This is a genomic window from Sporosarcina aquimarina (assembly GCF_019748715.1).
Classification (GTDB): domain Bacteria; phylum Bacillota; class Bacilli; order Bacillales_A; family Planococcaceae; genus Sporosarcina; species Sporosarcina newyorkensis.
Genome location: NZ_JACLBZ010000030.1, coordinates 35,996 through 62,569, shown reverse-complemented (window position 1 = coordinate 62,569; position 26,574 = coordinate 35,996). Strand labels below are relative to the sequence as shown.

Genomic DNA, 26,574 nt, shown 5'->3' with positions numbered 1-26,574 from the left:
TGTATAACTCCTTGATATATTCATAGTGTATTATAACAGGTAGCAAAAGTCAACACTCTGCAAATTTATCTGTTAAAATAGGTTCAGACCTTTGGTGACGCGCTTTCCACAGGTTTTGGACAAGTTAAATTGAAAGAATTCACAGAAAATAAATGTGACAAAATTGTGAGGAGAGATAGGAAATGCAATTTATTGACAATAAAGGGGTAACAGATCCACGAATTAACTTGGCAATTGAAGAATATGTCTTAAAGACGATGGACGTCGACAAAGATTCGTATTTACTGTTCTATATCAATGAACCATCGATCATTATCGGTAAAAATCAAAATACCATTGAAGAGATCAACACAGAATTTGTGGATCGTGAAGACATTCATGTCGTCCGCCGACTATCTGGCGGCGGCGCTGTCTATCATGATCAAGGAAACTTGAACTTCAGTATCATTACGAAAGATGATGGAGATTCATTCCGGAACTTCAAGAAGTTCACTGAGCCCGTAACGGATGCGCTCGCGAAGATGGGCATCAAAGCAGAACTGCTTGGTCGTAACGATATTCTGATCGATGGACGGAAAATTTCAGGAAATGCACAGTTTGCGACAGGTGGCCGGATGTTCAGTCACGGGACATTGCTGTTTGACACAGATATGGAAGGTGTCGTCAACTCGCTGAAAGTGAAAAAAGACAAAATCGAGTCGAAAGGCATTAAGTCGATCCGCAGTCGTGTTGCCAATATTTCGGAGTTTCTCGAAGAGCCAATTTCGATTGAGCAATTCAGGCAGGAAATATTGAATTCGATTTTTGATGGAGAAGAAAATATTCAATATAAGGAACTTACAGAAGAAGACTGGTCAAATATTCGCAAGCTATCTGCTGAGCGTTACGGAAATTGGGATTGGAACTATGGTCGTTCTCCAAAGTTCAATGTGCAACAATCGAAACGTTTCCCGGTCGGGGGCATTGATGTACGCTTGTATGTTGTAAAAGGAAGCATCGAAGATATCCACATCTATGGTGACTTTTTCGGGGTTGGTGAAGTGGCGGAGATTGAACAGCGGCTGACTGGCGTAAAATATGAACGTAAAGCGATTACGGAGGCGCTAGCGTCGATGGATGTGGAGAAGATTTTGGGCGGTATTCAACTAGAAGAGTTTGTTGGATTGATTTATTGAATGAAGAGGAAGCGCGTGTCTTGCGAGGCACTGCGCTTTTTTTCGTTAAGGATATGGTTTGGTTCGGTGCAAAAGGAGTTTGGCGCGTTAGTCTGCTGTTTTGGTTCGGTCAGGGTGGAGAATGGTTCGGTGTGATGAGAATTACGTTCGGTTCTGCATCTTTTTTGCGCGGTTCGTTTGTTGATTAGTGAAGAAGCAAGTAGACGGGCTGAGATTTTATGTGGATGAACAAATGCGCTATACTAAATGAAGTAGGAAAGTGAGGGATTGTGGTGAAGCATCGAATTTTCATTGTGGAAGATGATCAGAAGATTGCGCAGTTGCTGGCGGGTACACTTGAGAAGTACCAGTATGAAGTGGCAATTATTGAAGATTTTGATCGGGTGGTGGAAGAGTGCGTGGCATATAATCCGCATTTGGTACTGCTCGATATTAACTTACCAATTTATGACGGCTATTATTGGTGTCGTCAATTGAGACAGCATACGATGTGCCCGATTATTTTCATTTCGGCACGTTCAGGTGATATGGATCAAGTATTTGCATTGGAAAACGGCGGGGATGATTTTATTACGAAGCCGTTCCATTATGAAATTGTGTTGGCAAAAATTAAGAGTCATTTGCGTCGATCCGTCGGGGAGTATGCGCCGAATCAATCGGAGCGGGTTATCGATTTCGGCGATTTGACATTGTACATAGAACGGATGGCGTTACAAAAGGGAGGGGAAGAGATTCCGCTTCAGAAGAAAGAGTGTGTCATCTTGGAGCTGTTGATGGGTGAGTACCCCAAAGTGGTCTCAAGGGAGCGGTTGCTTGAGGAGTTATGGGATGATCAGTCATTCGTCGATGAGAATACGCTCAATGTCAATATGGCGCGCGTTCGTAAAAAGCTGACGGATTACGATGTGAGCTCGTGGATTGAGACGGTGCGCGGAGCGGGCTATCGTTTTATACCGGAGTCTGAGGCGTAATGAAGAAGGCTATTTTGCTGTTCGTTAGAGAACATATCCCATTCATGCTGTTTCAGTTGGGGCTCGTCCTGTTCATTTTGCTGCTGTATTGGCTGGATGGCTTCCGGAATCCAAACACGGCCATCTATTCGGTAGCGATGAGTGTACTGCTGACTTCAGGTTATTTGGGCGGAAAGTTTATTATGCGGCGTTCTTTTTATTCAGCTATTGTTGAAAAACCTGAAAAAATGGAGGACGCGCTCATCCGGCATGTGTTGACACCGGAACATCGAAAGACGACCGAATATACGCGTCAGTTGTACCGTTTGTATCAGCATGAAGTGCAGACGCTCTATAACGTCCAACATCGTCATCTGCATTTCATGAATCAGTGGGTGCATCAAATGAAAACGCCGATTTCTGTTATTAATTTATTATTGCAGGAGGAGGAAGTGGACAAGAAGAGCATCGGTCAGGAAGTGGAAAGAATCCGGACCGGCCTGGAGATCGTCCTCGTCAATGCACGGCTTGAAACATTCGAAGATGATATGCAAATTGAACGATTGCCGTTAAAAAATGTACTGCAGGAAGTGTTGAATGAAAATAAGCGTTTGTTTATTACAAACGGTTTGTTTCCTGTCTTAAATGTAGATGAACAACTGACTGTTGCGACGGATCGCAAGTGGATCAAATTTATGCTCAATCAATTCATCACAAATGCAGTAAAATATACGTTTCAAAAAGGCAAGAAGATACATGTGACGGCTATGCAAAATGCGGAGGGCCTGCTGCTTGAAATCAAGGATGAGGGAATCGGCATACCGGCGTCCGATCTGCATCGTGTGACGAAGGCGTTTTTTACAGGCGAAAATGGCAGACTGTCTGGTGAATCGACGGGCATGGGCTTGTATATTGCATCGGAAGTGTGTCAGCGATTGGGACATGAATTGACGATTTCATCGAAGCAAGGAGAAGGTACAACGGTCGCCTTGTTATTCAAAGACGGAAAGGCGGGTGAACAGCTAGATGCACGATCACAAGATAAACAATCACCAAATAAACAACCAAATGAGGAAACCAATCGTTGAGATGAAAGATGTCACCAAGATTTATGAAGGAAAAGTGATGCACCGCGCATTGAAACAGTTGGATTTTGACGTAGAGGAAGGGGAATTCGTGGCAATCATGGGTCCTTCGGGGAGTGGTAAGACTACGCTGCTGAATTTATTGATGGCTACAGACATCCCAACATACGGCAAGATCGTCATTGGCGGAGTGGAGCCGGAAACTTTGGGTCAAAATGAAATTGCCTTATTCCGCAGACGGCAAATCGGCTTCGTCTTTCAAGAAATTAATTTACTGCAGATGTTGACGGTAGAGGAAAATTTGGTGCTACCGCTGACTCTTGATGGTTTACCTGTAAGGGAAATGAAAAGCAGAGTGCAAGATATGGCGCAGAAATTGAATTTGGAAGATATTTTAGAACGCCGACCTGATGAATTATCGGGTGGTCAGGCACAGCGCACGGCGATTGGACGCGCGTTGATTCATCAGCCGAACATTGTGCTGGCAGACGAGCCGACAGGGAATTTGGATTCGAAGTCTGCGAAAGATGTGCTGGAGCTGTTGGAGAATATTAACACGCATGAGCGAACAACGATCATCATGGTAACGCATGATCCGATCGCTGCGAGTTATTGCGATCGTGTGCTGTTCATTAAAGACGGCGAATTTTTCAATGAAATTTATAAAGATGAGCGCAGGCAGACTTTTTTCCAGCGCATCTTGAATGTGCTGTCATTACTTGGAGGCAATGTGCATGACTTTTCGTCAGTTCGCTTACCGTAACGTTCTCCGAAATCGTCGTGTCTATGCCGCATTTTTCATGGCTAGTGTGTTTTCGGTCATGGTGTTTTTCCTGTATTCAATGCTGCTATTTCATCCGTCAATTGAGAATTCGTTTCTAAAAGAAATTTCTTCTCTGGGGATGGGAATTGCGGAACTCATTCTATTTATCTTCACGTTATTTTTTCTGTTTTATTCGATGCGTGCATTTTTGCAGGCGCGTTCGAAGGAATTTGGCGTGTTGTTGTTGCTCGGGATGGCGAAAAGGCAATTGTACCGCTTGATTTTCATTGAGACGATGTTGCTTGGTTTTGCTTCGATCCTTACTGGGATTTTTATTGGCTTTATGTTCTCCAAATTCTTTTTCATGATCGTTAAAGCGATCGTGCAAATTCCCGTGCTGCCGCTTTATTTATCGTGGAAACCATTTGGGTTGACCATAGGCGCGTTCCTCAGTTTATTCGCGATTATTTCGTATATTGCACCAGTGTTCATCCAACAAGGGAATGTATCGGATTTATTGCATGGTGATACGGCAGTGCAGTCGGTTTATACGTACTCAAAAAGGCGCGGCGTTTTCGGCGTCATCTTGTTAGCGCTGGCGTATGGAATGGCGGCATTTGTCTCACGTTCGAGCATTCTCAGTCTGTTTTTCTTACTACCGCCGTTTATCACGTTCGGGACGTACTTCTTTTTCACCGATACGCTGCCGCTTATTTTGCATGCGCTTCGCAGTCAGAAGCATTTTTTCTGGCGTGATTTCTGGATGATTTCCATATCAGAAAGCATTGTTCGGCTGAAAGAGAATGCGCGGATGTTTTTCATCGTGACGATTGTCTCGACGATTGCGTTCATGTCGGTTGGAATTCTCGCGTCACTGACGTCATTTGCTTCACAATATCGAGAAGTGAATCCGCTTGGCTTAGTCTATAAAAGCTTTCCGGATAATGAATTTGAGTATCGGCATATTGCACAGCTGACAAGTGAACTGGAGCAGCAAGGGCTGGGTTACTCGGCTGTGCGTTTACGCGTTCTCGAACAGCAATCTTCCCATACGCGAAACAAAGTGAATATCGTCAAATTGGCGGATTTGAACGAACTTGCTGCTTCATTCGGCAAAGATTCTATCCGGTTATCGCAAGGGCACGCCTTATTCCTGCCTTCCAGTTCTTCCGCTGCGGAGATGTTGCAGAATAAATCGGTACGAACGAAACTATCGGATAGTAATGTAACATTAGAGGTAGAAGGGGTCTATCCGTATAAGTTGTTCCCGCCGAATGCGATTGGCCTCAATACGATCGTTCTGAATCATTTGGATTTCGATCGGGTGGAAGAACAGATATCCGCCGATTCATTGGCGTTTACGTATTATGCGTTCAATATAGAGGATTGGCAGAAGACGAAGGACATCGGGTTATCGATCAATGCGCAAGTGCTGGCCGGTCTCATGCTGGACGATCGACAGCCGGTTCGCTTTGAATTCGAGAACCCGGGACTGAATTATTCTCATATCCGCATGACGTTCTCGTTGTTGTTGTTTATCGGCTTGTTGCTGGCGGGCGTGTTTTTCCTGGCGTCGGGCAGTTTTATTTATTTCAGGCTCTACACGTCGCTCAATCATGATCGAAGGCAATATGCTGTGCTGCAACGGATTGGGATGACGGATCGGGAGTTTAAGAAAATCGTCAATCGCCAATTAATCCCGCAGTTCTTCTTCCCATGGGGCGTGTCATTCATCCACAGCGCGTTCGCGTTCCTGTCGCTGCAGGTGATTTGGGATGCGCTCGCTGAAATTTCAATTGTCAAAGAACTGACACTCGTGTTACTGGGCTTTGCGGTCATGCAAGTGTTCTATTTCTACCTGATCCGCTGGCGGTATATTTCGCATATTAAGGCACCTACTTCTTGAAGTGGGTGCTTTTTTAGAGTCGAAATTTAAAATACAGCCAGTAAGCGGTCCAGGATTTCCGCTCCAGACGGTACGCTTTCCGGGGGGCGTGGCCTTGAGCCTCCTCGTTCGCTGCGCTTCCTGCGGGGTCTCAAGGCGCACGCTAATCCCCCAGGAAAAGCCGTCACGAAGAACGGCTTTTGCGACTAAAAGCGAAGCGTTAGGAGCACATTTTTGCCTTTCGACCGTCTTCCACTCCAATCCTTAGTTAGCGTGTTAGAGGCACATAGCAAGCTCATTGTAGTCTTTTTATAATCTAAGAAGTGCTCCCGCAGTCAGAGTATAAAACTGGCATTTTTCATTGACCTAGTTAAAGGGCGAAAGTGATTTTAACATCAACAAGCCCACGAGCAATGCCCCATGCCATTAAGCTTTTGAAATTTGATGGCTCTTGTAAGGAATCATCGCTTTGTCACTTATAAATTACGATGGACAAGCCACTATAATTCCTATAAAAAAGTAGGGATTGGAGCGGCGGGTGGCGACTCCTGCGGGATTAGCGCGACAGGTGAGACCCTGGACTGAGCGAAGCGAAGGAAGCGGCTCACCGCGCGCCCCGCGGAAAGCGTCCACCCAGAGCGCAAATCCCCGGGCTACATGCTCGGTACCTTTTATCTTTAGTAGGTACTTTTTGAATTGCACAATAAATCCAACACTCAGTGACAAAATCTATAAAACTTTCAGTAAACGGTTGCGGATTAATTATTCTATCGATATAATGAATGAAATACTGAATGGTTACTCATTCATTTATTAGGGAGATGAAAGTATGAATTTAGTTTCAAGCGTTCACCAGACAGCCCAGACAAAACCCGACAAAGTTGCTTATCGTTTTATGGAGAAAGACACTACATATGCAGAATTTGATCTATCCGTATCGATGTTTGCCTCTGCATTGAAAGAGCTAGGAGTCAATAAAGGAGATAAAGTTGCGTTTTTATTAGGCAATACACCGCATTATTTAATCTCCCTTTATGCCACGATGCGTCTCGGTGCAACAGCCGTGCCGATCAATCCACTCTATACGCCGGACGAAATTTCATTCATTTTGGAAAACAGCGATGCGAAAGCTGTCATTGCGATCGACCAGTTGCTGCCGCTTGTGGAAGTCGCGAGCCATTCATTCCCAACGATTGAAAACTATATTATTTGTGAATTGAGCCCCGACACGCCTGAAAAAATGGCGGGACTTGCGGACTCTGTGAAAACAAAAGTACATGCGTTCATGGCATTGATGAAACAATCGCAACCGCTCTCAGAAATGGTGAAGGTTGATGAGGGTGAAAGCGCTATCATACTCTATACATCCGGTACAACAGGACATCCGAAAGGTGCGATGCTGACACATAAGAATATTTATTCCAACGCGCGTGATGTCGGGAACTATTTGGACTTCTCTGAAGATGATCGAATTGTTGCGACGTTGCCGTTATTCCATGTGTTTGCTTTGACGGTTGTGGCGAACGCACCATTGCTTAAAGGAGCAACCATTTTGCTGGAGCCGCGCTTTAGTCCAAGCGAAATCTTTTCATTGATCCGCAAACAGAAAGCGACCGTTTTTGCAGGTGTGCCAACGATGTATAACTTCCTTTATCAGTATCCTGACGGTAAAACAGAAGACTTTGAAACGGTCCGACTTGCTATTTCGGGAGGCTCTTCATTGCCAGTTTCCCTGCTGCATGATTTTGAAGAGAAATTCCAGGTCAGAGTCTCTGAAGGCTACGGATTATCGGAGGCATCACCTGTCACATGTTTCAATCCACTAGATAGGGAGCGGGTACCCGGTTCAATTGGTACGACGATTATGAATGTGGAAAACAAGGTCGTCAATGAGCTAGGCGAAGAAGTGGCAGACAATGAAGTGGGCGAGTTGATCGTCCGCGGACCGAATGTCATGAAAGGTTATTATAAGTTGCCGGAGGAAACAGCTGCAGTACTGCGTGACGGCTGGCTCTATACGGGCGACCTTGCACGGCGCGATGAAAACGGTTACTTTTATATCGTTGACCGCAAGAAAGATATGATTATCGTCGGTGGATTCAATGTGTATCCGCGTGAAGTGGAAGAAGTGTTGTTCAGCCACCGCGATATTATCGAAGCCGCTGTAGTCGGCGTGCCGGATGTCAATTTAGGTGAAGAAGTTCAGGCGTATGTGGTGCTGAAGGAAGAATCGAAGGCGACGGAACAAACGATTCTGGATTTCTGTGCGAAGCGCCTGGCGAAGTATAAAGTACCGAAACATATCGAGTTCCTTGATGAATTGCCGAAAAATACGACGGGAAAAATCTTGCGTCGTTCTTTGAAAGATCAAGTGAGAAACTGAATTGTCAACTGCGAAAGGACCTTCCTGCTTATGGGAAGGTTTTTTTGTTGCGTGGATCGTCTTCTATAGAATGAATGGTTGCCAAAGTTCGCGTAAACTTGTTATGGTTTAATGAAACGACAACAAAATAGGAGGGATTGGGTGGAAAAACGGCCAGTAGGAATCAATGATTTATTCGAAACGAAGTCAGTGACGAATCCAGTACTGTCACCGAACGATGAGGAAGCAGTCGTCGTTGTGACGGAAATGAATAAAGAGGATAATGAATACTATTCAACGATTCACCATATCGATTTGGGGACGCAGGACGTGACCCAATGGACGTTTGGCAAGCAAAAAGTGAGTATGCCGAAATGGTCTGCGGACGGTAAGATGCTTGCGTTTTTGTCAAATCGTACGGAGAAAAACCAGCTGTATGTCCTGCAGACTGCCGGCGGAGAAGCGAGACAGCTGACGGAGTGCAAAAATGGCGTGGATTCATTTGAATGGGCACCTTCCGGACAGAAGATTTGGTTTAGCGGCCGTGTGAAAACGGGCGAGACATTTGCTTCGAAAGAGGAAGCGAAGAAAGAGTTTCCGCAGCCTGTGCGCGTTACGAAAATGAAATATAAAGCGGACGGAGCAGGCATTTTACAGCAAGACGAGTTTGCGCAGATCGGTTGTATAGATCTTGCGACGTGCAGCATGACGAATTTTACTTCAGAGCCGTGTAATCATTCATTAGAAGCGGTGTCAAATGACGGTAAGCAGCTGGTCATTGGTGTGAAGAGAATGGAAAACGATGATCAGGACTTCAGCTTGCCTTTGATTCTCGTTGATACGGAAACGAAGGAAGAGACTGTGCTCGTTGATGAACAAGGCTATTTTGGCAACGTCCATTTTTCAAAAGACGACCGCTATATCGCTTATGTCGGAGCAGACTTGACGTTTAAAAACGCAACGCAAGCGGATGTTTTCGTCTATGATCAAGCGAACGGGCTGACGATGAACTTGACAGCGGGGATCGACGCGCCAGTCGGTGATGACAGTATTTCGGATCATTTACAGCAAGCCGCTGCGCCGGGAGTGGTCTGGACAGAAGACGAACAGCTCTACTTCCAGCTGTCCGTCATGGGCGACGTGCGATTGTATGCGGCCACGCTGGACGGGGCGATTTATCCCGCGACAGGCGAAGAAGAACATGTCTATGGATATGACGTTTCGTCGAATGGAGAATTCGCACTTCTAACGGTCAGTACAGCGACTAATCCTGGAGAGCTGTATCATCAGTCCATAGCAACAGGAGAGCGGACTGCACTCACTACATTCAATGAAAATTGGTTGAAAAAAGTACAGCCTGTTGCGCCACGAGCTGTTCAGTATATGAGTGGCGCCACGGAAGTGCATGGATGGCTGCTAAAACCGGCAGACTATGAAGAAGGTAAACAGTATCCGCTGATCGTCGAAATCCATGGCGGACCACATGCGATGTACGGTAATACGTATTTTCATGAGCTTCAGATTCTTGCTGCTAACGGCTACGGTGTATTATATGTCAATCCTCGAGGTAGCCATGGCTATAGTCAGGTGTTTGTCGACGGAGTGCGAGGAGACTATGGCGTAGGTGATTACGAGGATATCATGGCAGGTCTCGACGAAGTCTTAGCGCAAGAATCTTGGATTGATTCGGATCGGCTGGGTGTTACGGGTGGAAGCTATGGCGGGTTCATGACGAACTGGATTGTTGGTCATACGAATCGCTTCAAAGCAGCCGTAACACAACGCTCGATCAGCAACTGGATCAGCTTTTTCGGTGTCTCGGATATCGGTTATTATTTCAGTGACTGGCAGTTGAATGCGGATATGCGAGATGCGGATACATTATGGAAGCACTCGCCGTTGAAATACGCCAAGCAGATTGACACGCCGTTATTGATTTTGCATTCGGAAAATGATTTCCGTTGTCCGATCGAGCAAGCGGAGCAATTGTTCATCACGTTGAAGGATTTAGGGAAAGTGGCGGAATTCGTTCGTTTCCCGCAGTCGGATCATAATTTATCGAGAACCGGCAAGCCGAATTTACGCGTTGCGAGGCTAAAAGAAATTATTGGCTGGTTCGAACGCTATCTATGAGGTAAGATTAGATAGTAAAAAACCTGTCGAAATTACACTATACATCGCGAAAAGTGTATACGTATAATTGGGATGAATATGTAAATACAGGAAAAATATTTGAGAAGAGGTTCTGCATGATGGTAGAGGAATTGTTGTACAGAATAGAGAAGGATTTCATCGGAGAAAAGAAAGTGCCACAAGATGCTTATTATGGCATTCAGACACTGAGAGCAGCAGAGAATTTCCCAATCACTGGCTACCGGGTCAACCGCGATTTGATTCGTGCGATCGCGATCGTCAAGAAGTCTGCTGCACAAGCGAACCGCGACATCGGCCAATTGGATGAAGAGCTTGCAAAAGCAATTATTCAAGCGTCGGACGAAGTCATGAACGGCGCATTGCGCGATCAGTTTTTGGTCGATCCGATCCAAGGCGGCGCGGGTACATCCGTCAATATGAATGCCAATGAAGTCATAGCCAACCGAGCGCTTGAAATCCTTGGTCATGATAAAGGTTCATATGATGTAATCAGCCCGAACTCCCATGTCAATATGGCGCAATCGACAAATGATGCGTTCCCGACAGCGATCCATATTGCGACACTTGTCAAAGTCGATAAATTGCTCGAGGTCATGGAGGCGCTTCATAAAACATTCCTGAAAAAATCGATCGAGTTCCAATCCGTTCTGAAAATGGGACGCACGCACTTGCAAGATGCTGTACCGATTCGTCTTGGTCAAGAATTCGAAGCATACGCGATGGTGCTGCGCCGTGATATCGAACGCGTCCGTGTCTCTCGTGTCTATTTGTATGAAATCAATATGGGTGCAACAGCTGTCGGAACAGGTTTGAACGCCGATCCACTCTATATCGAAAAAGTAGCAAACTATCTATCAGAAAACAGCGGCTTCGAATTAAAGTCCTCCACGCATTTAGTGGACGCAACTCAAAATACAGATTCATATGTACAAGTCTCCGCAGCGTTGCGCGGCACCATGTTGAATATGTCCAAAATCTGTAACGACTTGCGTTTGATGGCGTCAGGCCCACGCACAGGCTTGTCTGAAATTTCATTGCCTGCAAGACAGCCGGGCTCTTCGATCATGCCAGGAAAAGTGAACCCAGTCATGGCAGAAGTCATGAACCAAGTCGCGTTCCAAGTTGCCGGCAACGACATGACGATCGCGCTCGCTTCAGAAGCGGGACAATTCGAATTAAACGTTATGGAACCAGTTCTAGTGTTCAACTTATTGCAGTCACTGAAGATCATGACAAACGTCTTCGAAGTGTTCCGTGATTACTGTTTAGACGGCATCACAGCAAACGTCGAGCATTTGGAAGAATACGTGGAGAAGAGTATCGGCGTCATCACAGCGATCAATCCACACGTCGGCTATGAAGTAGCGTCACAGATTGCGAAAGAAGCGCTGCTGTCGAACAAATCGATCCGTGAGCTCTGCATTGAGAAGAAAGTACTGACAGAAGAGGAACTAGACCTGATCCTGCACCCGTTCGAAATGACGAAGCCTGGAATTTCAGGTAAAGATTTACTTAAGAACAAGATTGTTTTGTCGAAGTAAGTAGTGAGTGGTGGTTTAGCTTTTACGGAAGAGTGAGTGTTCTTTGCAGGAGTATGGGTCGGGTATCCGGGGATTTGCGCTTCAGGCGGGACGCTTTCCTGGGGGCGTGGCTTGAGCCTCCTCGTTCGCTTCGCTTCTGCGGGGTCTCAAGGCGCACGCTGATCCCCAAGGAGTCGCCCGCCTTACGCTCCAATCCCTACAAGGCGAGCTGAAGCACTTAGTAAATACTTTGAAATTATAAGGTGTTTGCTGTACCAGTGGAAGGTTCTTCAGCTTAAGAGCTAGAGAGACTAACGCTTAATAAATAAGCGTTAGTGTAGTGAATGCAATTGTTTTTTATCGAATTTAGTTGATTGTAGTGGAGGGCGGCGACTCCTGTGGGATTAGCGTGACAGGTGAGACCCTGGACTGAGCGAAGCGAAGGAAGCGGCTCACCGCACGCCCCACGGAAAGCGTCCGCCCGCAACGGAAATCAACGGTGCCTAGGACAAAATGTAGCCCGTATCCACTCAACGCAAGCAGAACACTAACTCCCTGTGCAGGTTGAAAAGGGGTATCAGAAAATGAAAGTGCAGAACGTTATGGAGATTGTCGTCAAAGATGTTATTGAGAAATACAAAAAAGAGCTAAACATGTCATGCACATGCGATCATTGCATGAACGACGTGTTGGCGATGACGTTGAATAATCTATCGCCTCAATACATCGTCGACGAAGCAAACAGCGCCTACATACGAGCCATTCATCAAGCCGATCGCCAAGGCGCCACCGCCATCTTGACAAAAGTGGCCTGGGCCGCAGGAGTTGTGGCAGAGAACCCACGCTGTGAAAACGTAAAAAACCCTTCCAACGAATAAAAGTTGGAAGGGTTTTTGCATTCACTTCAGAAGCGATAGAACATCCTGCAAATTACTATTCACAGTCTTGATCAGCAACTGATCGCCCTTTTGCCGAATATCCTGCTGGACGAAATTCATCATTTCCCCCGCCATATCGGTATCCGCCAGCAACGAAAGCGATTTGGTCAGATTGCCTTCGAACACGAGAGCATTTGTCAAATGGTGCTCGATCGATTCCATCTCAGAGCCGACTTTCGTTAAATGACCGCCGACAACGCCGATTGCTTTATCAATCTTCGAAATCAATTCCTCCGCGTCTTTCTGTGTCGCGATGGAAGCACCGTCAAGACCGAGTTTGTCCGTGCTGACGTTAATATTACCAATCGTCAATTGCTGTCCTGGATTCGCACCAACCTGTAAAATCAGCGCCTTATCTTCTCCAAGGATCTTCTTCGTATTGAACTCCAGTTTACCTGCAGTGTCATTAATGGACTCCATGATCTGGTCCAGTTCCAAAGAGCTTGCTTCTCGATCCTGGTCGGTCAATGTGCCGTTTGCCGCAGCAACTGCCATTTCACGCGCTCGCTGAAGCAAGTTGTTGACGTTATTCAGTCCTTCATTGGAAGATTCGAGAACGGAAAGTCCGTCTTGCATATTGCGCTGCGCCTGGGAGAGTCCCCGGATTTGAGCACGCATCGTTTCGGAAATGGCCAGGCCGGAAGCATTTTGACTTCCTTTTGCCACCTTCGATCCGCTGCCGAGCTTCAACAGCGTCTTTTCAATATCCGTCGCATTCCTTTGCGCACGATTCGTTGAAAACGCAATATGTTCTTGGCTGTGTATTCGCATCCTTTCACCTACTTTGATTATTCATTTGTGCATCAGATTTTATATCGGCCGATTTCATTCAAAATCAAACGAAACAGACGATAATAAAAGAAAAACATTTGGAGTGAGCGGCATGTACATAAAACGTGCGATCGAAGTCTATCAAACGACAGCGAGCACGACGACCCCGACGATTGACTCCATTATTCAACTGCTAAATGAAATGAGCAGTTTGCTTTCAGAAACACAAGCCACTACAGAACGAGTAGCGAATCCTGACGTAACCGAACCGCTGAAAAAGCTTCAGTATGTGCTGTTCGAGCTGATGGGTGTGGTGGATCACCGAAGTGAAGAGGGCAAGCGGCTAGTGCTGCAGTATGTTGTGATCAATCAAAGTCTCTTGACTGTGCAATTACATAAATACTACGAATTGCTGCCGGAGATCCGGGAACAGATCGATCAGCTGGCGGAAGCGTGGAGTGAAGCGCGCCAAAACCAACGGCGTGAGCGATTTACGACGAATAGTTTGTAAATGAAGAAAGGCCATCTTAAAAGTCAGTGAAAAAGACTTTCTAAGATGGCTTTTTTCGTTTATTAAACTTTTTTTGAATAGCTGGCAACTGACTGTAGTCGTCGCCGCACCAATCTGCCTGCGCACCGAACCAAACAAGACCCCCACCGCGCCAAATTATCGGTGCACCGAACCAATCCCCGCTACCACCGCACCAAACTCTCATCGAACCGCGCCAAACGAAGTAAACGCAGCACCAAAAACAACTGACCATCTCTTTTTGATCATCAGCGCCCTTTAAACACAGGCTTCCGCTTTTCAGCAAATGCAGTCAACGCCTCAACCCGATCTTCCGTCGGCAACGTCATTTCATACGCCTTCCGCTCGATCGCAAGCCCCGTCTGCAAATCTGCGTTCATCCCTTGCTTGATGGCAAACTTCGCCTGCTGAATTGCAATCGGTCCATTTACGAGCAATGAAGCCACGAACGCTTCGGTGGTTTCCGCCAATTGATCGGCAGGCGCTTTTTGCGTCAAGATTCCATAGTCTAGTGCTTCATCCGCAGTCAATCGCTTCGCTGTCAAAATCAACTCGAGCGCTTTCGCTTCACCTATCAACCTAGGCAATCGCTGAGTACCGCCAGCGCCCGGGATAATCGCAAGTCCAGTCTCCGTCAGTCCCATGACCGCTTCATCCGCCGCAATCCGGAAGTCGCACGCCAAAGCAAGCTCCATCCCACCGCCAAACGCAAAGCCATTGATGACCGCAATCGTCGGCTGCGGCAGCTGGTCAATCATCGTAAAGACATCACCAATTTTATTCAGATTCCGTCGCACTTGAGCTTCCGTCAACAGTTTCCGCTCTTTTAAATCAGCCCCCACACTAAAAGCCCGATCCCCGCTGCCTGTGAAGACGACCGCACGAATGTCTGAATCAATCCGAATTGCCTCCACCACTTGTCCGAGTTCCATCAGAAGATTAAAGTTGAACGCATTCATCGCCTCTGGTCGATTTAGCGTCACATAAGCCACCGAGTTCCTTTGCTCGTAACGAATTTCATGCATCATGAAAACCCCTTTCAGTTTGGATAGTCTACTTACAAGATAGCATGAGTGGAAGGTTGTTGTCAGAAGATTGAAGAAAATCGAGGTGAGAAATTGTGAGCGGTCCGGGGATTTGCACTCTGGGTGGACGCGTTCCGCGGGGCGCGCGGTGAGTCTCCTCGTTCGCTGCGCTCCTGCGGGGTCTCACCTGTCGCGCTAATCCCGCAGGAGTCGCCACCCGCCGCTCCAATCCCTACCTCGAGAAGGTAAGAATAAAGTGTAGTTCATCGTAATTTTTAAGTGACAATGTATTGTTCTCCTATAATAGTTCAAAAGCTAAATGGCATGGAGCATTACCTGTGGTCTTGTTGATGCTAAATTCACTTAACGCTCTTAAACTAGTCAATGAATGATGCCAGTTTTGTACTCTGACTATGTGAGCACTTCTTAGACCTGAAAAATTACAATGAGCTCGCTATGTGTCTATCCACGCCCTCCGGAAAGCGCCCCGTCTGGAGCGTAAATCCCGGACCGCCCACAAAGTTAATCTCTTATATAGGCTTCAACTTCACAGATGCCATCTTAAACAATTTCAGGTAGAATAGGGGACAGGAGTTGATCATGTTGAAAACAGCGATTGTGACAGATAGTACGGCGTATTTGCCGGATGACATAAAAGAAGAACTTGGAATACACACCATCCCCTTAATGGTGACGATCGATGGGAAATCGTTTGCGGAAGACGTCGACCTGACGACAGAAGCATTCTATGAACTGGTACGCGGAAAAGGTCCGCTTCCCAAAACATCCCAACCTGCAATTGGAGACTTTGAAACGCTCTACACACAACTGGCGAAAGACTATGACGCCGTCATTTCAATTCATCTATCCAGTGGCATCAGCGGCACATATATGGGAGCGATGCAAGCAGGTGAAATTGTAGAAGATATTGAAGTCTTGCCGTTTGATTCGGAAATATCCGCGTATCCCCAAGGTTTTTACGCGGTGCGGGCAGCCCAACTGGCGAATGAAGGTGTCGAACCACGTGCGATTTTGGAAGAACTTCATGAAATGAAGAAAACGCTAAAAGCGTATTTCATGGTGGACGACCTATCCCATCTGCAACGTGGCGGCCGATTATCCGGCGCCCAGGCGATTGTCGGTGGACTTCTGCAAGTCAAACCTCTTCTGCATTTCGAAGATAAGGTCATCGTGCCATTCGAGAAAATCCGTACGACGAAAAAAGCGATGAAGCGAATCGCGGATTTATTGGCGGAAGATGCGAAAGATCAGTTGCTTGACGCAGCGATCATTCATGCAAACCGCTATGAACAAGCAGAGGAATGGAAAGAAATTTTAGAGAAAAAACATCCGAACGTCGATTTCACGATCAGCCATTTTGGTCCGGTCATCGGCACCCATCTCGGAGAAGGGGCGATGGGACTCGGCTGGGTGAAGCGGCGCGGAACATAAAGGAGGATTTCTTCTATAGCAAATTACGATGAGCTACAAAAGTTCCTGGCAGGCCGCATTTGGCTGCGCCACGTCATGCCATTTTCACCCGAATCGATTGCCGAATTAATTGGACAAGGAGCAATTCAAACTATGGCAGGCGTTACAGCCAAAATGACTTGGCACGGTACACACTTTATGTGCCGCCGTTGCCTCAATGAAGACCAATCAAAGTTTACGAGTTTCCAATGTGCGCAGTGTGAAACGACTTGTGCTTACTGCCGCAACTGCTTAAAAATGGGACGCGTCTCCCGGTGTTCGGAATTGCTCATTTGGACTGGACAAGCTCCGATATATCCAACAGAGCATCGAATGAACTGGCAGGGAAACTTGACGCCAGCCCAGCAAAAGGCAACAAACGAGTTACTGGACAGTACGAAACAAAGTATCTCCCATCTACTTTATGCAGTCTGTGGTTCTGGTAAGACGGAAATGCTTTTTAAGCCTATTCACCACTTGCTGAATGAAGGCAAACGCGTTTGTCTTGCGGCGCCGCGAGTGGACGTCATCCTCGAACTGCTGCCGCGACTGAAAATCGCATTTCCGGACACCGTCATTGAAGCACTTTATGGCGGGGCAGAAGTGGAGCGCTTTGATGCACAGTTAATTCTTGCGACAACCCATCAGCTGTACCGATTCCAAGAAGCGTTTGACGCGGTCTTCGTTGACGAAGCAGATGCATTTCCTTATACTGCCGACGAAACACTGCAACAAGCAGTGCGAAAAGCAGCAAAGGCAAACGCACCGATTCATTTCGTCACTGCCACACCTTCAGCACAATTGCTTGCCATGAATAAAAAAAACGGCAATATTTCCATCCTCGCGAGGCGCTATCATGGCAAACCATTGCCTGAGCCGCGCAATGAAACATTATGGAATTATGAAAAACAGATAAAGAAGAAACGCATCCCCAAAAAACTGCTGAATTGGACGAAAGAACGCCTGGATAAACAACAGCCGTTTCTCATCTTCTTTCATCAAATTGAATTAATGGAACTTGCGGAGCCGCTTTTTCAGCAACTCGACGACAGGATATGTGCTGTCCACGCGGAGCATGCGGATCGAAAAGAACGCGTACAATTGTTAAGGAAAAAAGAAGTACCCGGCCTTTTGACCACAACCATACTTGAACGCGGCATTACGATTCCGAACGTGCAAGTGGCGGTCATCGGCGCGGAACAGAAGATTTTCAATAAAGGGGCACTCATCCAAATCGGCGGCCGAGTCGGGCGTTCCGTTCCGAATACATCCGGCGATTTTGTGCTGTTTCATCAAGGCATCACGAACGCAATGGACGAAGCAAAGCAGGAAATCCGCAAGCTTAACAAACAAGGAGATCCCTTGCTATGAACAGCTGCCTATTATGCGAAAAGCCGCTCGACGACCAGCCGACGTGGCAACAATTTCTTGGTATCGAAAAGCAAACCTCAACCTGTCCAGTGTGTTTAGCGAAATTCGAACGGATCGACAGTATCACAAAAAACGATCAGTTGGGCTCTATTTATTCGCTCTATGCATACAATGAGCAAGCGCGCGAATACCTGCACCAATTCAAATTTCTGCAAGATATCGCACTGGCGTATGTATTTGCGAGTGACCTGCGAAGCGTGTTGATTGATCCGAAAAAAATTATTGTGCCGATTCCGATGCACCCGGCGAGTAAAAAGAGGCGAACTTTCGCGCAAGTCGATGCGTTGCTCGAAGCTGCTGGCATTCCATTTCAAGAACTTTTGCAAAAAACGACTGAGTCGGTGATGGGCGAAAAAACACGGAGTGAACGTCTGGCGATAATTGAACTATTCACCGCGTCAGCCGATATAATAAGTAATGAGAAGATCTATGTGCTCGTTGATGATATTTATACGACCGGTACCACTATGCACCACGCTGCGCATACGTTAAAGCAAGCGGGAGCTGAACGAGTGGAAGCGGTGACATTATTCAGAGCTACAGGAAAGAAGTGATGAGACATGGCAGAACTGAGGAATTGTCCGACATGCGGAGATTTTTTCAATTACACGGGTGTCCGGGATGTGTGTGCGAAGTGTGCAATGAATGAAGAGAAAATGTATGAAACGGTCTATCGGTTCTTACGCAAACGCGAAAACCGAGCGGCGAACATCGACCGGATCGTCGAAGCTACAGGCGTGACCGAAAGCTTACTGCATCGCTGGGTGCGCAAAGGAAGACTTCAGCCCGCATTGTTTCCGAATCTAGGCTATCCATGCGACAAATGCGGCTCGTTGACGACGACCGGTAAACTTTGCGTAAAATGCACTGACGAGATTAAACGCGAATTGAATACGATCGAAGCAGCAGAAGAACTGCGTGAAGCGATGAAAGAGCAAGACCGAGCGACGTATTACTCGCAAAAAGACAGCAAGTGACGAAAAAACGAGCAGTTCGTACTGTTCGTTTTTTCATCCCAAAGCCTCTAAACGTTTAAGGAATTCTGCCGAAGTAAAGAGTAGGACCTATCTGAAGGCTTAAAACGAAAGGAGCGAGAACTATGAAAATTGAAAGATTCAACACCCCAGCGGTCAATCCATACCGCAATCAGCAAATGAAAGTGGATCAAGCGAAACAGTCGAATCAATTGAAGACCGACAAACTGGAAATTTCATCGGAAGCAAAAAAGCTATCTACGGCAACACCTATTGAAACGGAACGTCAGCAACGCGTGCAACAGTTGAAAGCACAAGTGCAATCCGGCGACTATCAAGTGGATGCAAAAGAACTCGCTTCCAGCATGCTGTCTTATTACAATAAGCTGTAACAGAAAGTAGGGAACCACATGTCCATTGAACCGATCTTAACGACGCTCAATCACCTGGAAAAACTGCATACGAGCCTGCTCCGTCTGTCCAACGACAAGACCGCACTGCTGAAAAGCGGAGACATCAACGGGATTGACCAGCTGTTGAAGGAGGAGCAAGCCCATTTGGCGGCTATTGTGCAAATGGACCAACAGCGCGTGAACGCCGTGAAGCAGTATTTGACTGAACAAGGAAGTCCAGTCCCTGCCGAACCGACGATGACGCAACTGATCGAACTAGTGAACGAACCGGACAAAAAACCGTTAGCAGAGGCGAAGGACCGTCTCCTGCATGCGATTCATGAGTTGAAACAGCAAAACGAACTCAACCAACAAATGACCTACCAATCCCTTCAATTTGTGAATCTATCGCTGGACATGGTCCGTCCACGTCCGGAAACCGCCAACTATTCGAAAAACGAAGTACAAGGGCAGTCGCCAGGAGCCAAACCAAAACTCTCCTCATTCGACTCCCAAGCCTAAGGAGGACACAACATGCGATCAACATTCATGGGATTAGAAACAAGCAAACGCGGATTGTACACACAACAATCCGCTCTTTATACGACAGGACATAATATTAGTAATGCGAATACGCTGGGTTATTCGAGACAGCGTGTGAACATGCAGGCTACTTCCGGTTTTCCGGGAGTGGGGATGAATGCAGGGACGATGCCTGGGTTTTTAGGGACAGGTGTGGAGGCTGGGTCTATCCAAAGAATCAGAGATGGGTTTGTAGATAAGCAGTTTCGGGATGAGTCGAATAAACTCGGTTATTGGGAATCACAGACAAAGGCGATCGCGCAGATGGAGGATGTGCTGGCGGAGCCTTCTAAATATGGCTTGCAACAGTCATTAAGTGACTTTTGGCAATCATTGCAGACGCTTGCAGCGAATCCGGAGAATGGTGGAGCTAGGGCAGTAGTAGTGGAGCGTGGGGTGGCAGTTGCTGATTCTTTTAACTATATTCATAAATCGTTGGAAGAAATTCAAACAAACCTTGGGAAAGAGATTGGTGTATCTACGAAAGACATCAATTCCATTCTCACACAAATCGGTGAATTGAACCGTCAAATTGCAGAAGTTGAACCAAACGGATATTTGCCGAATGATTTATATGATGCCCGTGATGGATTACTTGATCAGCTATCAACATATTTGCCGATTGAAGTCAGTTATGAGAAGACTGGCGGACGTGCACCTGCGATAGCTGAGGGAACAGTGACTGTAAAGATCAAGACAGATGGTGACCCGATTACGGTAGTACAGAAAAAAGATGTCGCAAAGATATCTGTAGACGATGCCGACACAGAAGGAAACCCTACTGGTGCGATAACCGGTTTCACATTTACGGGGAATGGTCTAGCTACAGGTGGAGATCTAGATGTAAATGAAATGCAAGACGCAGGCTCTCTGAAATCATTGGTGAATTCATTTGGATACGTAGACGGCGATGTGAAAGGCTTATATCCAGATATGCTTGCAAAGTTAGATAAAATGGCAGATGCCTTTATGAAAGAATTTAATGCAGTACACAGTGGTGGTGAGCCGCTTCCTACACCTGACGGTCAACCTGCAAAACCTAAGGTGAATAATTTCTTTGAAGGAACAGGAGCAGCTGGAATTAAAGTAGTCGAAGCAATCCAAAAAGATCCTAGCAGAGTCAATGCTTCAGGTGCAGCGGGTGAAGTAGGGAATGCAGAGAATGCAAAGAAATTAGGGGATGTATTGTTTAAACCCTTAGGTGATTTGGGTGGCTCTAGCGTACAAACCTATTATTCAGGTGTAATCGGTGAACTCGGCGTAGAGGGACAACAAGCAGTCAAAATGACCCAAAACTCCATGACACTACTAGGCGCAGTATCTAACCGACGTGACTCGGTCAGCTCCGTCTCACTCGACGAAGAAATGACCGACATGATCCGTTTCCAACAGGCATACAATGCATCGGCCCGCATGGTCACCGTCATGGATGAAACACTTGATAAAATCATCAACGGCATGGGCGTTGTCGGTAGATAATAAGGAGGAATCATAGCAATGCGTGTTACACAATCAATGCTTTCCAATAATATGCTGCGTAACTTATCAACCAGCTATAATAAAATGGGCAAACTGCAAGAACAATTGAACACTGGTAAAAAAGTTAGCCGTCCATCCGATGATCCGGTTGTTGTTATGAAAAGTCTTGGTTATGGAATGACGGTAGACAAGGTGGCGCAGTATCAGAAGAACTTAGGAGAGGTCAATAACTGGCTGGATAGTTCGGATGATGCGTTGGATGGAGTAGGACAAGTATTACATCGCGCAAAAGAGCTAGCGACGAATGCTGCAAATACTGGAGCTATGACGCCAGAAGACCGAGATAAGATTAAAATTGAACTTGAACAAATGCAAAAACAGCTACAAGACTTGGCCAATACAAAAGTTGGAGACAAATACATTTTTAGCGGTACGATGACAGATAAACCATTATTCAATGGCACGGATTATGAAACTGGAGATGCGTATCAAAAAAATGTGGAGATTGAAGTTTTTGATGGTGTTAATTTAAGAGTCAATACAGTTGCAGGTGAAATGTTTAAAGAGATTGATGATTTGTTTGAACAGATTAAAACAGAAGGTGAAAACTTTGATTTCGGCGGAGCACTTACTTCAATTGAAGGGCAATTGGATAAAGTCCTAACAAACCGAGCTGACATCGGTGCCCGCTCTAATCGTGCTGAACTCATGGACAACCGTCTTCAAATGCAAGAAGGTGCAGCAAAAAAACAACGCTCTGAAAATGAAGACATCGATTATGAAGTAGTCATCACAGAACTCATTACATCCGAATCAATCCATCGCGCGGCACTATCCGTAGGCGCGCGGATCATCCAACCGTCACTAGTTGACTTCTTACGCTAATATCAGGAGACAGACACAGCAAAGAAGTGTCTGTCTCTTTTCTCTACATACGAATGGAGGTCACCCACAATGAACATCCCACAGTTACAAATCCAAACAACACCAGCTAAGCTAGGGCTGCAAATCGATAAACCGATACAGGAAATTGAACAACCTAAAGCGACACAAAATATCGAACAACCAGCCGCCATCCTAGAAATGTCTACGACGCGTCCGCGGCTATCATTGGATTCAACTGAAAACCGAGCGGATATCGATTTGAAAAGCACGCTAAGACGCAGTGCGGAAAATGCTCAATATGGTATGCAAAAAGCTTTGGAAGGAGCAGGAAGGCGCGCACAAGAAGGCCAGCAACTAATGAAAATCGAAAACGGGGCCAGCCTAGCGGACGTCATCAAACAAAGCACCGACCGACCACAAGCCGACATCAACGTCCGCTTTGTTGGTGACCGGACAAAACTACAAATGAGCTTCTCACCCGGCTCACTGGACACCAATGTAAGAACCCAAAAGCCGATAGTAGATGCACAAATAAACCGTCCGATCCATAACTACACCCAAGGAAAAGTATCCCGTGTAATGGAACAATACAACTCCATCGACATCGACTGGAAAGTCTAAAACTAGTATCCAAACAATGATAAAAGGAGCAACCAACATGCAAATCCAAACGAAATTCCACGGCTCTGTCCATATAGAACCCACCGAAACCTGGCACTTCCCAAAAGGTCTGCCAGGATTCGAAGAAGAAACCAAATTCGCCCTATTACCAATAGAAGGAAACACAGCATTCCAAGTACTCCAATCAACAAAAAATACAAATACAGCCTTCATCGTAGCCAATCCATACACCATAGTCGACAACTACTCATTCGAAATCGACGAACCGACTATTGACTTACTAGAAATTACAAAACCAGAAGACATCATGGTACTAGGCATCCTATCCATGAAACAACCATTTGAACAATCAACCATAAACCTTCAAGCACCATTAATTTTCCAACTGCACAACAAAACAGCAAAACAAATGATCCTGAACGATACCCATTTCGAAGTCAGACACTCAATCGGCAAAGGAGGAAATTAACATGCTCGTCCTTTCACGCAAGACAAACGACACCATTAAAATCTCAGACAACATCGAAATCCGCATTCTTGAAATAAAGGGTGACACAGTACGTATCGGGATTGAAGCACCAAAGTCAGTCGACATCCTACGTGGAGAGCTAGTCCAATCCATCACTGAAACCAACAGCGAAGCCATCACCCTGGACGCCAACCTGTTTACCACCCTACTCAAAAAAGACTAACCACCAACCAACAGCCCACCAGGCTTCCGTCACAATTCACCGTAATTCGTGAATTGTGACGGCACTTGGCATCCCGGCATCACAAGAATCCCCCACGTCTATCAACCAACCGCCATAACTCCTACACATTTAAAAACAATCGAAAAAAATTTCATAAACTACTAAACACTTCACCCGGCCATCCGATATTAGTAGTGTAAGCGGGAGAAAGAGTTCGGCCGGCTCCAGACACCGCCACAAAAACCCGGGTCACATGGACGTGAACCCAACAAACACTCAAGGAGGAAATTAAAATGATTATCAATCACAACATTGCAGCACTTAATACACACCGTCAACTAGGTTCAAACAACACGGCAGCTTCTAAAAACTTGGAGAAACTATCTTCTGGTTTGAAGATCAACCGTGCTGGAGATGATGCAGCTGGTCTAGCTATTTCTGAAAAAATGCGTGGTCAAATCCGCGGTTTGGACATGGCTCAAAAGAACTCACAAGATGCGATTTCTTTGATTCAAACAGCCGAAGGTGCTTTGAACGAAACACATGATATTCTTCAACGTATGCGTGAATTAGCAGTTCAGTCTTCGAACGATACAAATACAGATGGAGATAGAGGCGAGTTGCAAAAAGAGCTCAAGCAATTAACAGACGAAGTTGATCGTATTGCTAACACAACACAGTTTAACACTAAAACTTTAATGTCAGGAGGCCTATCAGGTACGGATAAAGGTCTGAAGTTCCAGGTTGGAGCTAATTCTGGACAAACTGTTTCCTTAGAGTTTGCTAACATGAAAGCTTCTGGTATTGGAGTCTCAGGTTTATCAATTGAAAAGCAATCAGGTGCAGAGAAGGCTATTACTAAGATTCAATCCGGCATTGACAAAGTTTCCGCAGAGCGTTCTAAGCTAGGTGCAATGCAAAACCGTTTAGAACACACAATTAACAACCTAGGAACTTCTTCCGAAAACTTAACAGCTGCAGAATCACGTATTAGAGACGTCGATATGGCGAAAGAGATGATGGACTTCACAAAGAACAACATCTTAACTCAAGCAGCACAAGCAATGTTGGCTCAAGCACAACAGTCATCTCAAGGAGTTTTACAACTTCTTCGATAATGTTGTACGGGCGTCTTATCTGGCAACGGATAAGATCATCACTGGGTGAATTGCTGGAACCTCCTGAGAGCTCTTCTTCCACAGCGGAACTGGAAACGGTAAACGCGACGGCCTGAAAAAGAAGAGATTGGACAATCAGCAGCGAAGCCCCTGTCGGGAAACCGTGGGGAACGTTCAACGACTAGGATATACCGTCTAAGGCAGCCGCTATGACGATGAAATCCGTAGGGTGTTACCAACTGTAACATTCGAAGTGCCCAGCCCCTTGTAGTATGAGGGTGAAGATATAGTCTATTCCATGATCGAAAGACATGGCGGCAAAGCAAGCCAACCAACAACCACAAGGCGTACTTCAATTGCTACGTTAATTTGGTTAAAAAGACACGATCTGATAACTCGGATCGTGTCTTTTGAAATTTATGGCAAGGAGGATTATAAATGAATGTTGAAAAGCAAATTTTAGTGGGACAGTTTAAACAATGGAATTACTCCGTCCACACAAAATATATAACTCCACGACGTTGCAGGCTAGATTTGAAATATATATTGAGTATTGAAGAGTTAGCGAGAGAAATAACTATAACAGCTGTAGATTCTGAAATAACAGAGGGGAAAGTGGAATCATTAATCAACAATTTAAATAATATTCTAGAGCTTGGCAATTGGATGATTGCCACTGAATTTGCTAGAAAAGTTATAAACAAAATTGATGTTTATTCCGTCGGCTCTACAAAATCAGATGTGATTTTGTAGCTTTGATTTACCAACAGATAACTAAAACTAGGTATTAACCTAGTTTCGTGTTATAATCTCCTGGACAGTAGGACGTGGACGTTTTTTTCATAGAGATTTAGAAGAGGTCGCTTTAGGTGGTAAAAAGGTGTTGGAGCATGAATCTTTAGCACCTATTCTCCCTTTATAAACATCTTTTTCGTCTTAGTTCCTTCAGTTTATACACAACCGACCAATAAGACCTGCCTAATTCATCTGCAATCATCTGGTCGGCAACTTTTGTATTCTTCAAGATAATCATTCGCTCGATTTCCTCCTTGGTATAAGCCTTAAATCTTCCAGATGAACTGATGACAATCTTTATAACCTTCCTGTATTTCACGTGTAATGACTCTGTCTTCAATGTTATATTTTCTTCCAAGTTGGTCTTGTATCTCATGCAGTCTATTTCTTTCACATACGAAGCAATCACATTAAACAAATACTGTACATCCTGTTCCTTATTCAGCTTTAATAGATATTGGTGGCCGTCCGGATGGCCTGACAATACATAGTTGGTCCCAAATGTTTTATTCACATGATCTGCAAGCAACTGACAAGCTGCCGTCATCCAGATAAAGTGCTGCCAAAAATACAGGGTGTGTACAGCGAGTGAGAAACGCTTGGTCCAGTGTCTTACGTCCGCTTGGGTATAGAATTTCACGCAGCTGTGATAATTTCCACTCACGATATCCCCGCTGGCCTTCTCCGAAATGTTCTTGATAATAACAGTTAACACTCCGAGCTGCCCCTATGCTTATATAACCGTCGCCGAGCAGGCTGCCGAACAGAAGCTGCTCCTGATAGTGCGACGGTTCGAATGGTGAGATGCTGTTTTCAAACCATTTAGATCTGTCAGTTAAAAGCTGCCGTTTCAATCCTTCCTTATATAAATCATATTTCTTGATGTGATGTTTTTTACCAGAGTACGAACTTGGCTGATAGTGAGATTGACAGCGTCAGCTATAATTTTGTAGGAGTAGTGGGAAAATGCTGTTTGAT

At 45.7% G+C, this 26,574-nt stretch carries 28 protein-coding genes; 24 read left to right on the top strand and 4 right to left on the bottom strand.

What is annotated here, in order from left to right:
• Window positions 1–182 precede the first annotated feature (182 nt).
• The 10 genes from lplA (at window position 183) to H7J92_RS14125 (ending at window position 12,772) form a co-directional block, all read left to right on the top strand.
• A complete protein-coding gene (gene lplA / locus H7J92_RS14170) occupies window positions 183–1,175 on the top strand; it encodes a lipoate--protein ligase (RefSeq protein ID WP_221837533.1) in 993 nt (330 codons plus the stop codon).
• Window positions 1,172–1,363, top strand: coding sequence for a hypothetical protein (locus tag H7J92_RS14165; RefSeq protein WP_009765869.1), 192 nt, complete (start codon window positions 1,172–1,174; stop codon window positions 1,361–1,363). Before lplA ends, H7J92_RS14165 begins: the two co-directional genes overlap by 4 nt.
• A gap of 81 nt (window positions 1,364–1,444) precedes the next feature.
• Window positions 1,445–2,146: a response regulator transcription factor gene (locus H7J92_RS14160; RefSeq protein ID WP_221837531.1), complete on the top strand. Its 702-nt coding sequence runs from the start codon at window positions 1,445–1,447 to the stop codon at window positions 2,144–2,146.
• Window positions 2,146–3,213, top strand: a complete 1,068-nt coding sequence (locus H7J92_RS14155) for a sensor histidine kinase (RefSeq protein ID WP_221837530.1) — start codon at window positions 2,146–2,148, stop codon at window positions 3,211–3,213. Before H7J92_RS14160 ends, H7J92_RS14155 begins: the two co-directional genes overlap by 1 nt.
• A complete protein-coding gene (locus H7J92_RS14150; RefSeq protein ID WP_009765866.1) occupies window positions 3,152–3,973 on the top strand; it encodes an ABC transporter ATP-binding protein in 822 nt (273 codons plus the stop codon). The genes H7J92_RS14155 and H7J92_RS14150 overlap by 62 nt, the downstream gene beginning before the upstream one ends.
• Entirely contained in the window at window positions 3,945–5,879 is a 1,935-nt protein-coding gene (locus H7J92_RS14145) for an FtsX-like permease family protein (protein ID WP_040758367.1), read from the top strand. Before H7J92_RS14150 ends, H7J92_RS14145 begins: the two co-directional genes overlap by 29 nt.
• 808 nt (window positions 5,880–6,687) lie before the next feature.
• Window positions 6,688–8,241, top strand: a complete 1,554-nt coding sequence (locus tag H7J92_RS14140) for a fatty acid--CoA ligase family protein (RefSeq protein WP_221837529.1) — start codon at window positions 6,688–6,690, stop codon at window positions 8,239–8,241.
• A 141-nt stretch (window positions 8,242–8,382) separates the two neighbouring features.
• Complete coding sequence (locus H7J92_RS14135; protein ID WP_221837528.1) at window positions 8,383–10,353, top strand: S9 family peptidase; 1,971 nt, start codon at window positions 8,383–8,385, stop codon at window positions 10,351–10,353.
• A gap of 116 nt (window positions 10,354–10,469) precedes the next feature.
• Window positions 10,470–11,915: an aspartate ammonia-lyase gene (gene aspA, locus H7J92_RS14130; RefSeq protein WP_139365954.1), complete on the top strand. Its 1,446-nt coding sequence runs from the start codon at window positions 10,470–10,472 to the stop codon at window positions 11,913–11,915.
• A gap of 563 nt (window positions 11,916–12,478) precedes the next feature.
• The gene (locus H7J92_RS14125) at window positions 12,479–12,772 is read left to right on the top strand and encodes a late competence development ComFB family protein (protein WP_078817245.1); all 294 of its coding nucleotides are present in this window, start codon (window positions 12,479–12,481) and stop codon (window positions 12,770–12,772) included.
• A gap of 21 nt (window positions 12,773–12,793) precedes the next feature.
• On the opposite strand, the gene H7J92_RS14120 is transcribed toward H7J92_RS14125, so the two are convergent.
• A complete protein-coding gene (locus H7J92_RS14120) occupies window positions 12,794–13,603 on the bottom strand; it encodes a flagellin (RefSeq protein ID WP_078817246.1) in 810 nt (269 codons plus the stop codon).
• Between the two features lie 112 nt (window positions 13,604–13,715).
• Here H7J92_RS14120 and H7J92_RS14115 point away from each other — a divergent pair, with 112 nt between their 5' ends.
• Window positions 13,716–14,114, top strand: a complete 399-nt coding sequence (locus H7J92_RS14115) for a flagellar protein FliS (protein WP_221837527.1) — start codon at window positions 13,716–13,718, stop codon at window positions 14,112–14,114.
• 40 nt (window positions 14,115–14,154) lie between these two features.
• On the opposite strand, the gene H7J92_RS14110 is transcribed toward H7J92_RS14115, so the two are convergent.
• Window positions 14,155–14,319 (bottom strand): hypothetical protein, encoded by a 165-nt coding sequence (locus H7J92_RS14110; RefSeq protein WP_009765857.1) that lies wholly within the window; start codon window positions 14,317–14,319, stop codon window positions 14,155–14,157.
• Between the two features lie 61 nt (window positions 14,320–14,380).
• Complete coding sequence (locus tag H7J92_RS14105) at window positions 14,381–15,157, bottom strand: enoyl-CoA hydratase-related protein (RefSeq protein ID WP_221837525.1); 777 nt, start codon at window positions 15,155–15,157, stop codon at window positions 14,381–14,383.
• A 603-nt stretch (window positions 15,158–15,760) separates the two neighbouring features.
• Between H7J92_RS14105 and H7J92_RS14100 the strand changes: the two genes are divergently transcribed.
• The 13 genes from H7J92_RS14100 (at window position 15,761) to H7J92_RS14040 (ending at window position 25,554) form a co-directional block, all read left to right on the top strand.
• Window positions 15,761–16,609, top strand: a complete 849-nt coding sequence (locus H7J92_RS14100; protein WP_221837549.1) for a DegV family protein — start codon at window positions 15,761–15,763, stop codon at window positions 16,607–16,609.
• Between the two features lie 75 nt (window positions 16,610–16,684).
• The gene (locus H7J92_RS14095; RefSeq protein WP_221837523.1) at window positions 16,685–17,998 is read left to right on the top strand and encodes an ATP-dependent helicase ComFA; all 1,314 of its coding nucleotides are present in this window, start codon (window positions 16,685–16,687) and stop codon (window positions 17,996–17,998) included.
• Entirely contained in the window at window positions 17,995–18,612 is a 618-nt protein-coding gene (locus H7J92_RS14090) for a ComF family protein (RefSeq protein ID WP_221837520.1), read from the top strand. Before H7J92_RS14095 ends, H7J92_RS14090 begins: the two co-directional genes overlap by 4 nt.
• A gap of 6 nt (window positions 18,613–18,618) precedes the next feature.
• The gene (locus H7J92_RS14085; RefSeq protein ID WP_221837519.1) at window positions 18,619–19,035 is read left to right on the top strand and encodes a TIGR03826 family flagellar region protein; all 417 of its coding nucleotides are present in this window, start codon (window positions 18,619–18,621) and stop codon (window positions 19,033–19,035) included.
• A 122-nt stretch (window positions 19,036–19,157) separates the two neighbouring features.
• Window positions 19,158–19,424 (top strand): flagellar biosynthesis anti-sigma factor FlgM, encoded by a 267-nt coding sequence (gene flgM, locus H7J92_RS14080; RefSeq protein WP_040758361.1) that lies wholly within the window; start codon window positions 19,158–19,160, stop codon window positions 19,422–19,424.
• A gap of 18 nt (window positions 19,425–19,442) precedes the next feature.
• Complete coding sequence (locus H7J92_RS14075) at window positions 19,443–19,946, top strand: flagellar protein FlgN (RefSeq protein WP_221837517.1); 504 nt, start codon at window positions 19,443–19,445, stop codon at window positions 19,944–19,946.
• A gap of 12 nt (window positions 19,947–19,958) precedes the next feature.
• Window positions 19,959–21,485 (top strand): flagellar hook-associated protein FlgK, encoded by a 1,527-nt coding sequence (flgK, locus tag H7J92_RS14070; protein WP_078817254.1) that lies wholly within the window; start codon window positions 19,959–19,961, stop codon window positions 21,483–21,485.
• An 18-nt stretch (window positions 21,486–21,503) separates the two neighbouring features.
• Window positions 21,504–22,370 (top strand): flagellar hook-associated protein FlgL, encoded by an 867-nt coding sequence (gene flgL, locus H7J92_RS14065; RefSeq protein WP_078817255.1) that lies wholly within the window; start codon window positions 21,504–21,506, stop codon window positions 22,368–22,370.
• A 69-nt stretch (window positions 22,371–22,439) separates the two neighbouring features.
• Window positions 22,440–22,991, top strand: coding sequence for a DUF6470 family protein (locus H7J92_RS14060; RefSeq protein WP_078817256.1), 552 nt, complete (start codon window positions 22,440–22,442; stop codon window positions 22,989–22,991).
• Between the two features lie 37 nt (window positions 22,992–23,028).
• On the top strand, window positions 23,029–23,460 hold the full coding sequence (gene fliW, locus H7J92_RS14055) for a flagellar assembly protein FliW (RefSeq protein WP_078817257.1): 432 nt from the start codon (window positions 23,029–23,031) through the stop codon (window positions 23,458–23,460).
• 1 nt (window position 23,461) lies between these two features.
• The gene (gene csrA / locus H7J92_RS14050) at window positions 23,462–23,683 is read left to right on the top strand and encodes a carbon storage regulator CsrA (protein WP_078817258.1); all 222 of its coding nucleotides are present in this window, start codon (window positions 23,462–23,464) and stop codon (window positions 23,681–23,683) included.
• 293 nt (window positions 23,684–23,976) lie between these two features.
• Complete coding sequence (locus H7J92_RS14045; protein WP_078817259.1) at window positions 23,977–24,801, top strand: flagellin N-terminal helical domain-containing protein; 825 nt, start codon at window positions 23,977–23,979, stop codon at window positions 24,799–24,801.
• 438 nt (window positions 24,802–25,239) lie between these two features.
• Window positions 25,240–25,554 (top strand): hypothetical protein, encoded by a 315-nt coding sequence (locus H7J92_RS14040; RefSeq protein ID WP_078817260.1) that lies wholly within the window; start codon window positions 25,240–25,242, stop codon window positions 25,552–25,554.
• Window positions 25,555–25,717: 163 nt separating this feature from the next.
• Here the strand turns inward: H7J92_RS14040 and H7J92_RS14035 are convergent, their stop codons facing one another.
• The gene (locus H7J92_RS14035; RefSeq protein ID WP_078817261.1) at window positions 25,718–26,311 is read right to left on the bottom strand and encodes a hypothetical protein; all 594 of its coding nucleotides are present in this window, start codon (window positions 26,309–26,311) and stop codon (window positions 25,718–25,720) included.
• Window positions 26,312–26,574 lie beyond the last annotated feature (263 nt).

Excerpts from the sequence above, each read along its gene's own strand:
- lplA (WP_221837533.1), top strand. The coding sequence starts at position 183 with ATGCAATTTATTGACAATAAAGGGGTAACAGATCCACGAATTAACTTG.
- H7J92_RS14155 (WP_221837530.1), top strand. The coding sequence starts at position 2,146 with ATGAAGAAGGCTATTTTGCTGTTCGTTAGAGAACATATCCCATTCATG.
- H7J92_RS14150 (WP_009765866.1), top strand. The coding sequence starts at position 3,152 with ATGCACGATCACAAGATAAACAATCACCAAATAAACAACCAAATGAGG.
- H7J92_RS14145 (WP_040758367.1), top strand. The coding sequence starts at position 3,945 with ATGACTTTTCGTCAGTTCGCTTACCGTAACGTTCTCCGAAATCGTCGT.
- H7J92_RS14140 (WP_221837529.1), top strand. The coding sequence starts at position 6,688 with ATGAATTTAGTTTCAAGCGTTCACCAGACAGCCCAGACAAAACCCGAC.
- aspA (WP_139365954.1), top strand. The coding sequence starts at position 10,470 with ATGATGGTAGAGGAATTGTTGTACAGAATAGAGAAGGATTTCATCGGA.
- H7J92_RS14125 (WP_078817245.1), top strand. The coding sequence starts at position 12,479 with ATGAAAGTGCAGAACGTTATGGAGATTGTCGTCAAAGATGTTATTGAG.
- H7J92_RS14120 (WP_078817246.1), bottom strand. The coding sequence starts at position 13,603 with ATGCGAATACACAGCCAAGAACATATTGCGTTTTCAACGAATCGTGCG.
- H7J92_RS14115 (WP_221837527.1), top strand. The coding sequence starts at position 13,716 with ATGTACATAAAACGTGCGATCGAAGTCTATCAAACGACAGCGAGCACG.
- H7J92_RS14110 (WP_009765857.1), bottom strand. The coding sequence starts at position 14,319 with ATGAGAGTTTGGTGCGGTGGTAGCGGGGATTGGTTCGGTGCACCGATA.
- H7J92_RS14105 (WP_221837525.1), bottom strand. The coding sequence starts at position 15,157 with ATGCATGAAATTCGTTACGAGCAAAGGAACTCGGTGGCTTATGTGACG.
- H7J92_RS14095 (WP_221837523.1), top strand. The coding sequence starts at position 16,685 with ATGCCATTTTCACCCGAATCGATTGCCGAATTAATTGGACAAGGAGCA.
- H7J92_RS14090 (WP_221837520.1), top strand. The coding sequence starts at position 17,995 with ATGAACAGCTGCCTATTATGCGAAAAGCCGCTCGACGACCAGCCGACG.
- H7J92_RS14085 (WP_221837519.1), top strand. The coding sequence starts at position 18,619 with ATGGCAGAACTGAGGAATTGTCCGACATGCGGAGATTTTTTCAATTAC.
- flgM (WP_040758361.1), top strand. The coding sequence starts at position 19,158 with ATGAAAATTGAAAGATTCAACACCCCAGCGGTCAATCCATACCGCAAT.
- H7J92_RS14075 (WP_221837517.1), top strand. The coding sequence starts at position 19,443 with ATGTCCATTGAACCGATCTTAACGACGCTCAATCACCTGGAAAAACTG.
- flgK (WP_078817254.1), top strand. The coding sequence starts at position 19,959 with ATGCGATCAACATTCATGGGATTAGAAACAAGCAAACGCGGATTGTAC.
- flgL (WP_078817255.1), top strand. The coding sequence starts at position 21,504 with ATGCGTGTTACACAATCAATGCTTTCCAATAATATGCTGCGTAACTTA.
- H7J92_RS14060 (WP_078817256.1), top strand. The coding sequence starts at position 22,440 with ATGAACATCCCACAGTTACAAATCCAAACAACACCAGCTAAGCTAGGG.
- fliW (WP_078817257.1), top strand. The coding sequence starts at position 23,029 with ATGCAAATCCAAACGAAATTCCACGGCTCTGTCCATATAGAACCCACC.
- csrA (WP_078817258.1), top strand. The coding sequence starts at position 23,462 with ATGCTCGTCCTTTCACGCAAGACAAACGACACCATTAAAATCTCAGAC.
- H7J92_RS14045 (WP_078817259.1), top strand. The coding sequence starts at position 23,977 with ATGATTATCAATCACAACATTGCAGCACTTAATACACACCGTCAACTA.
- H7J92_RS14040 (WP_078817260.1), top strand. The coding sequence starts at position 25,240 with ATGAATGTTGAAAAGCAAATTTTAGTGGGACAGTTTAAACAATGGAAT.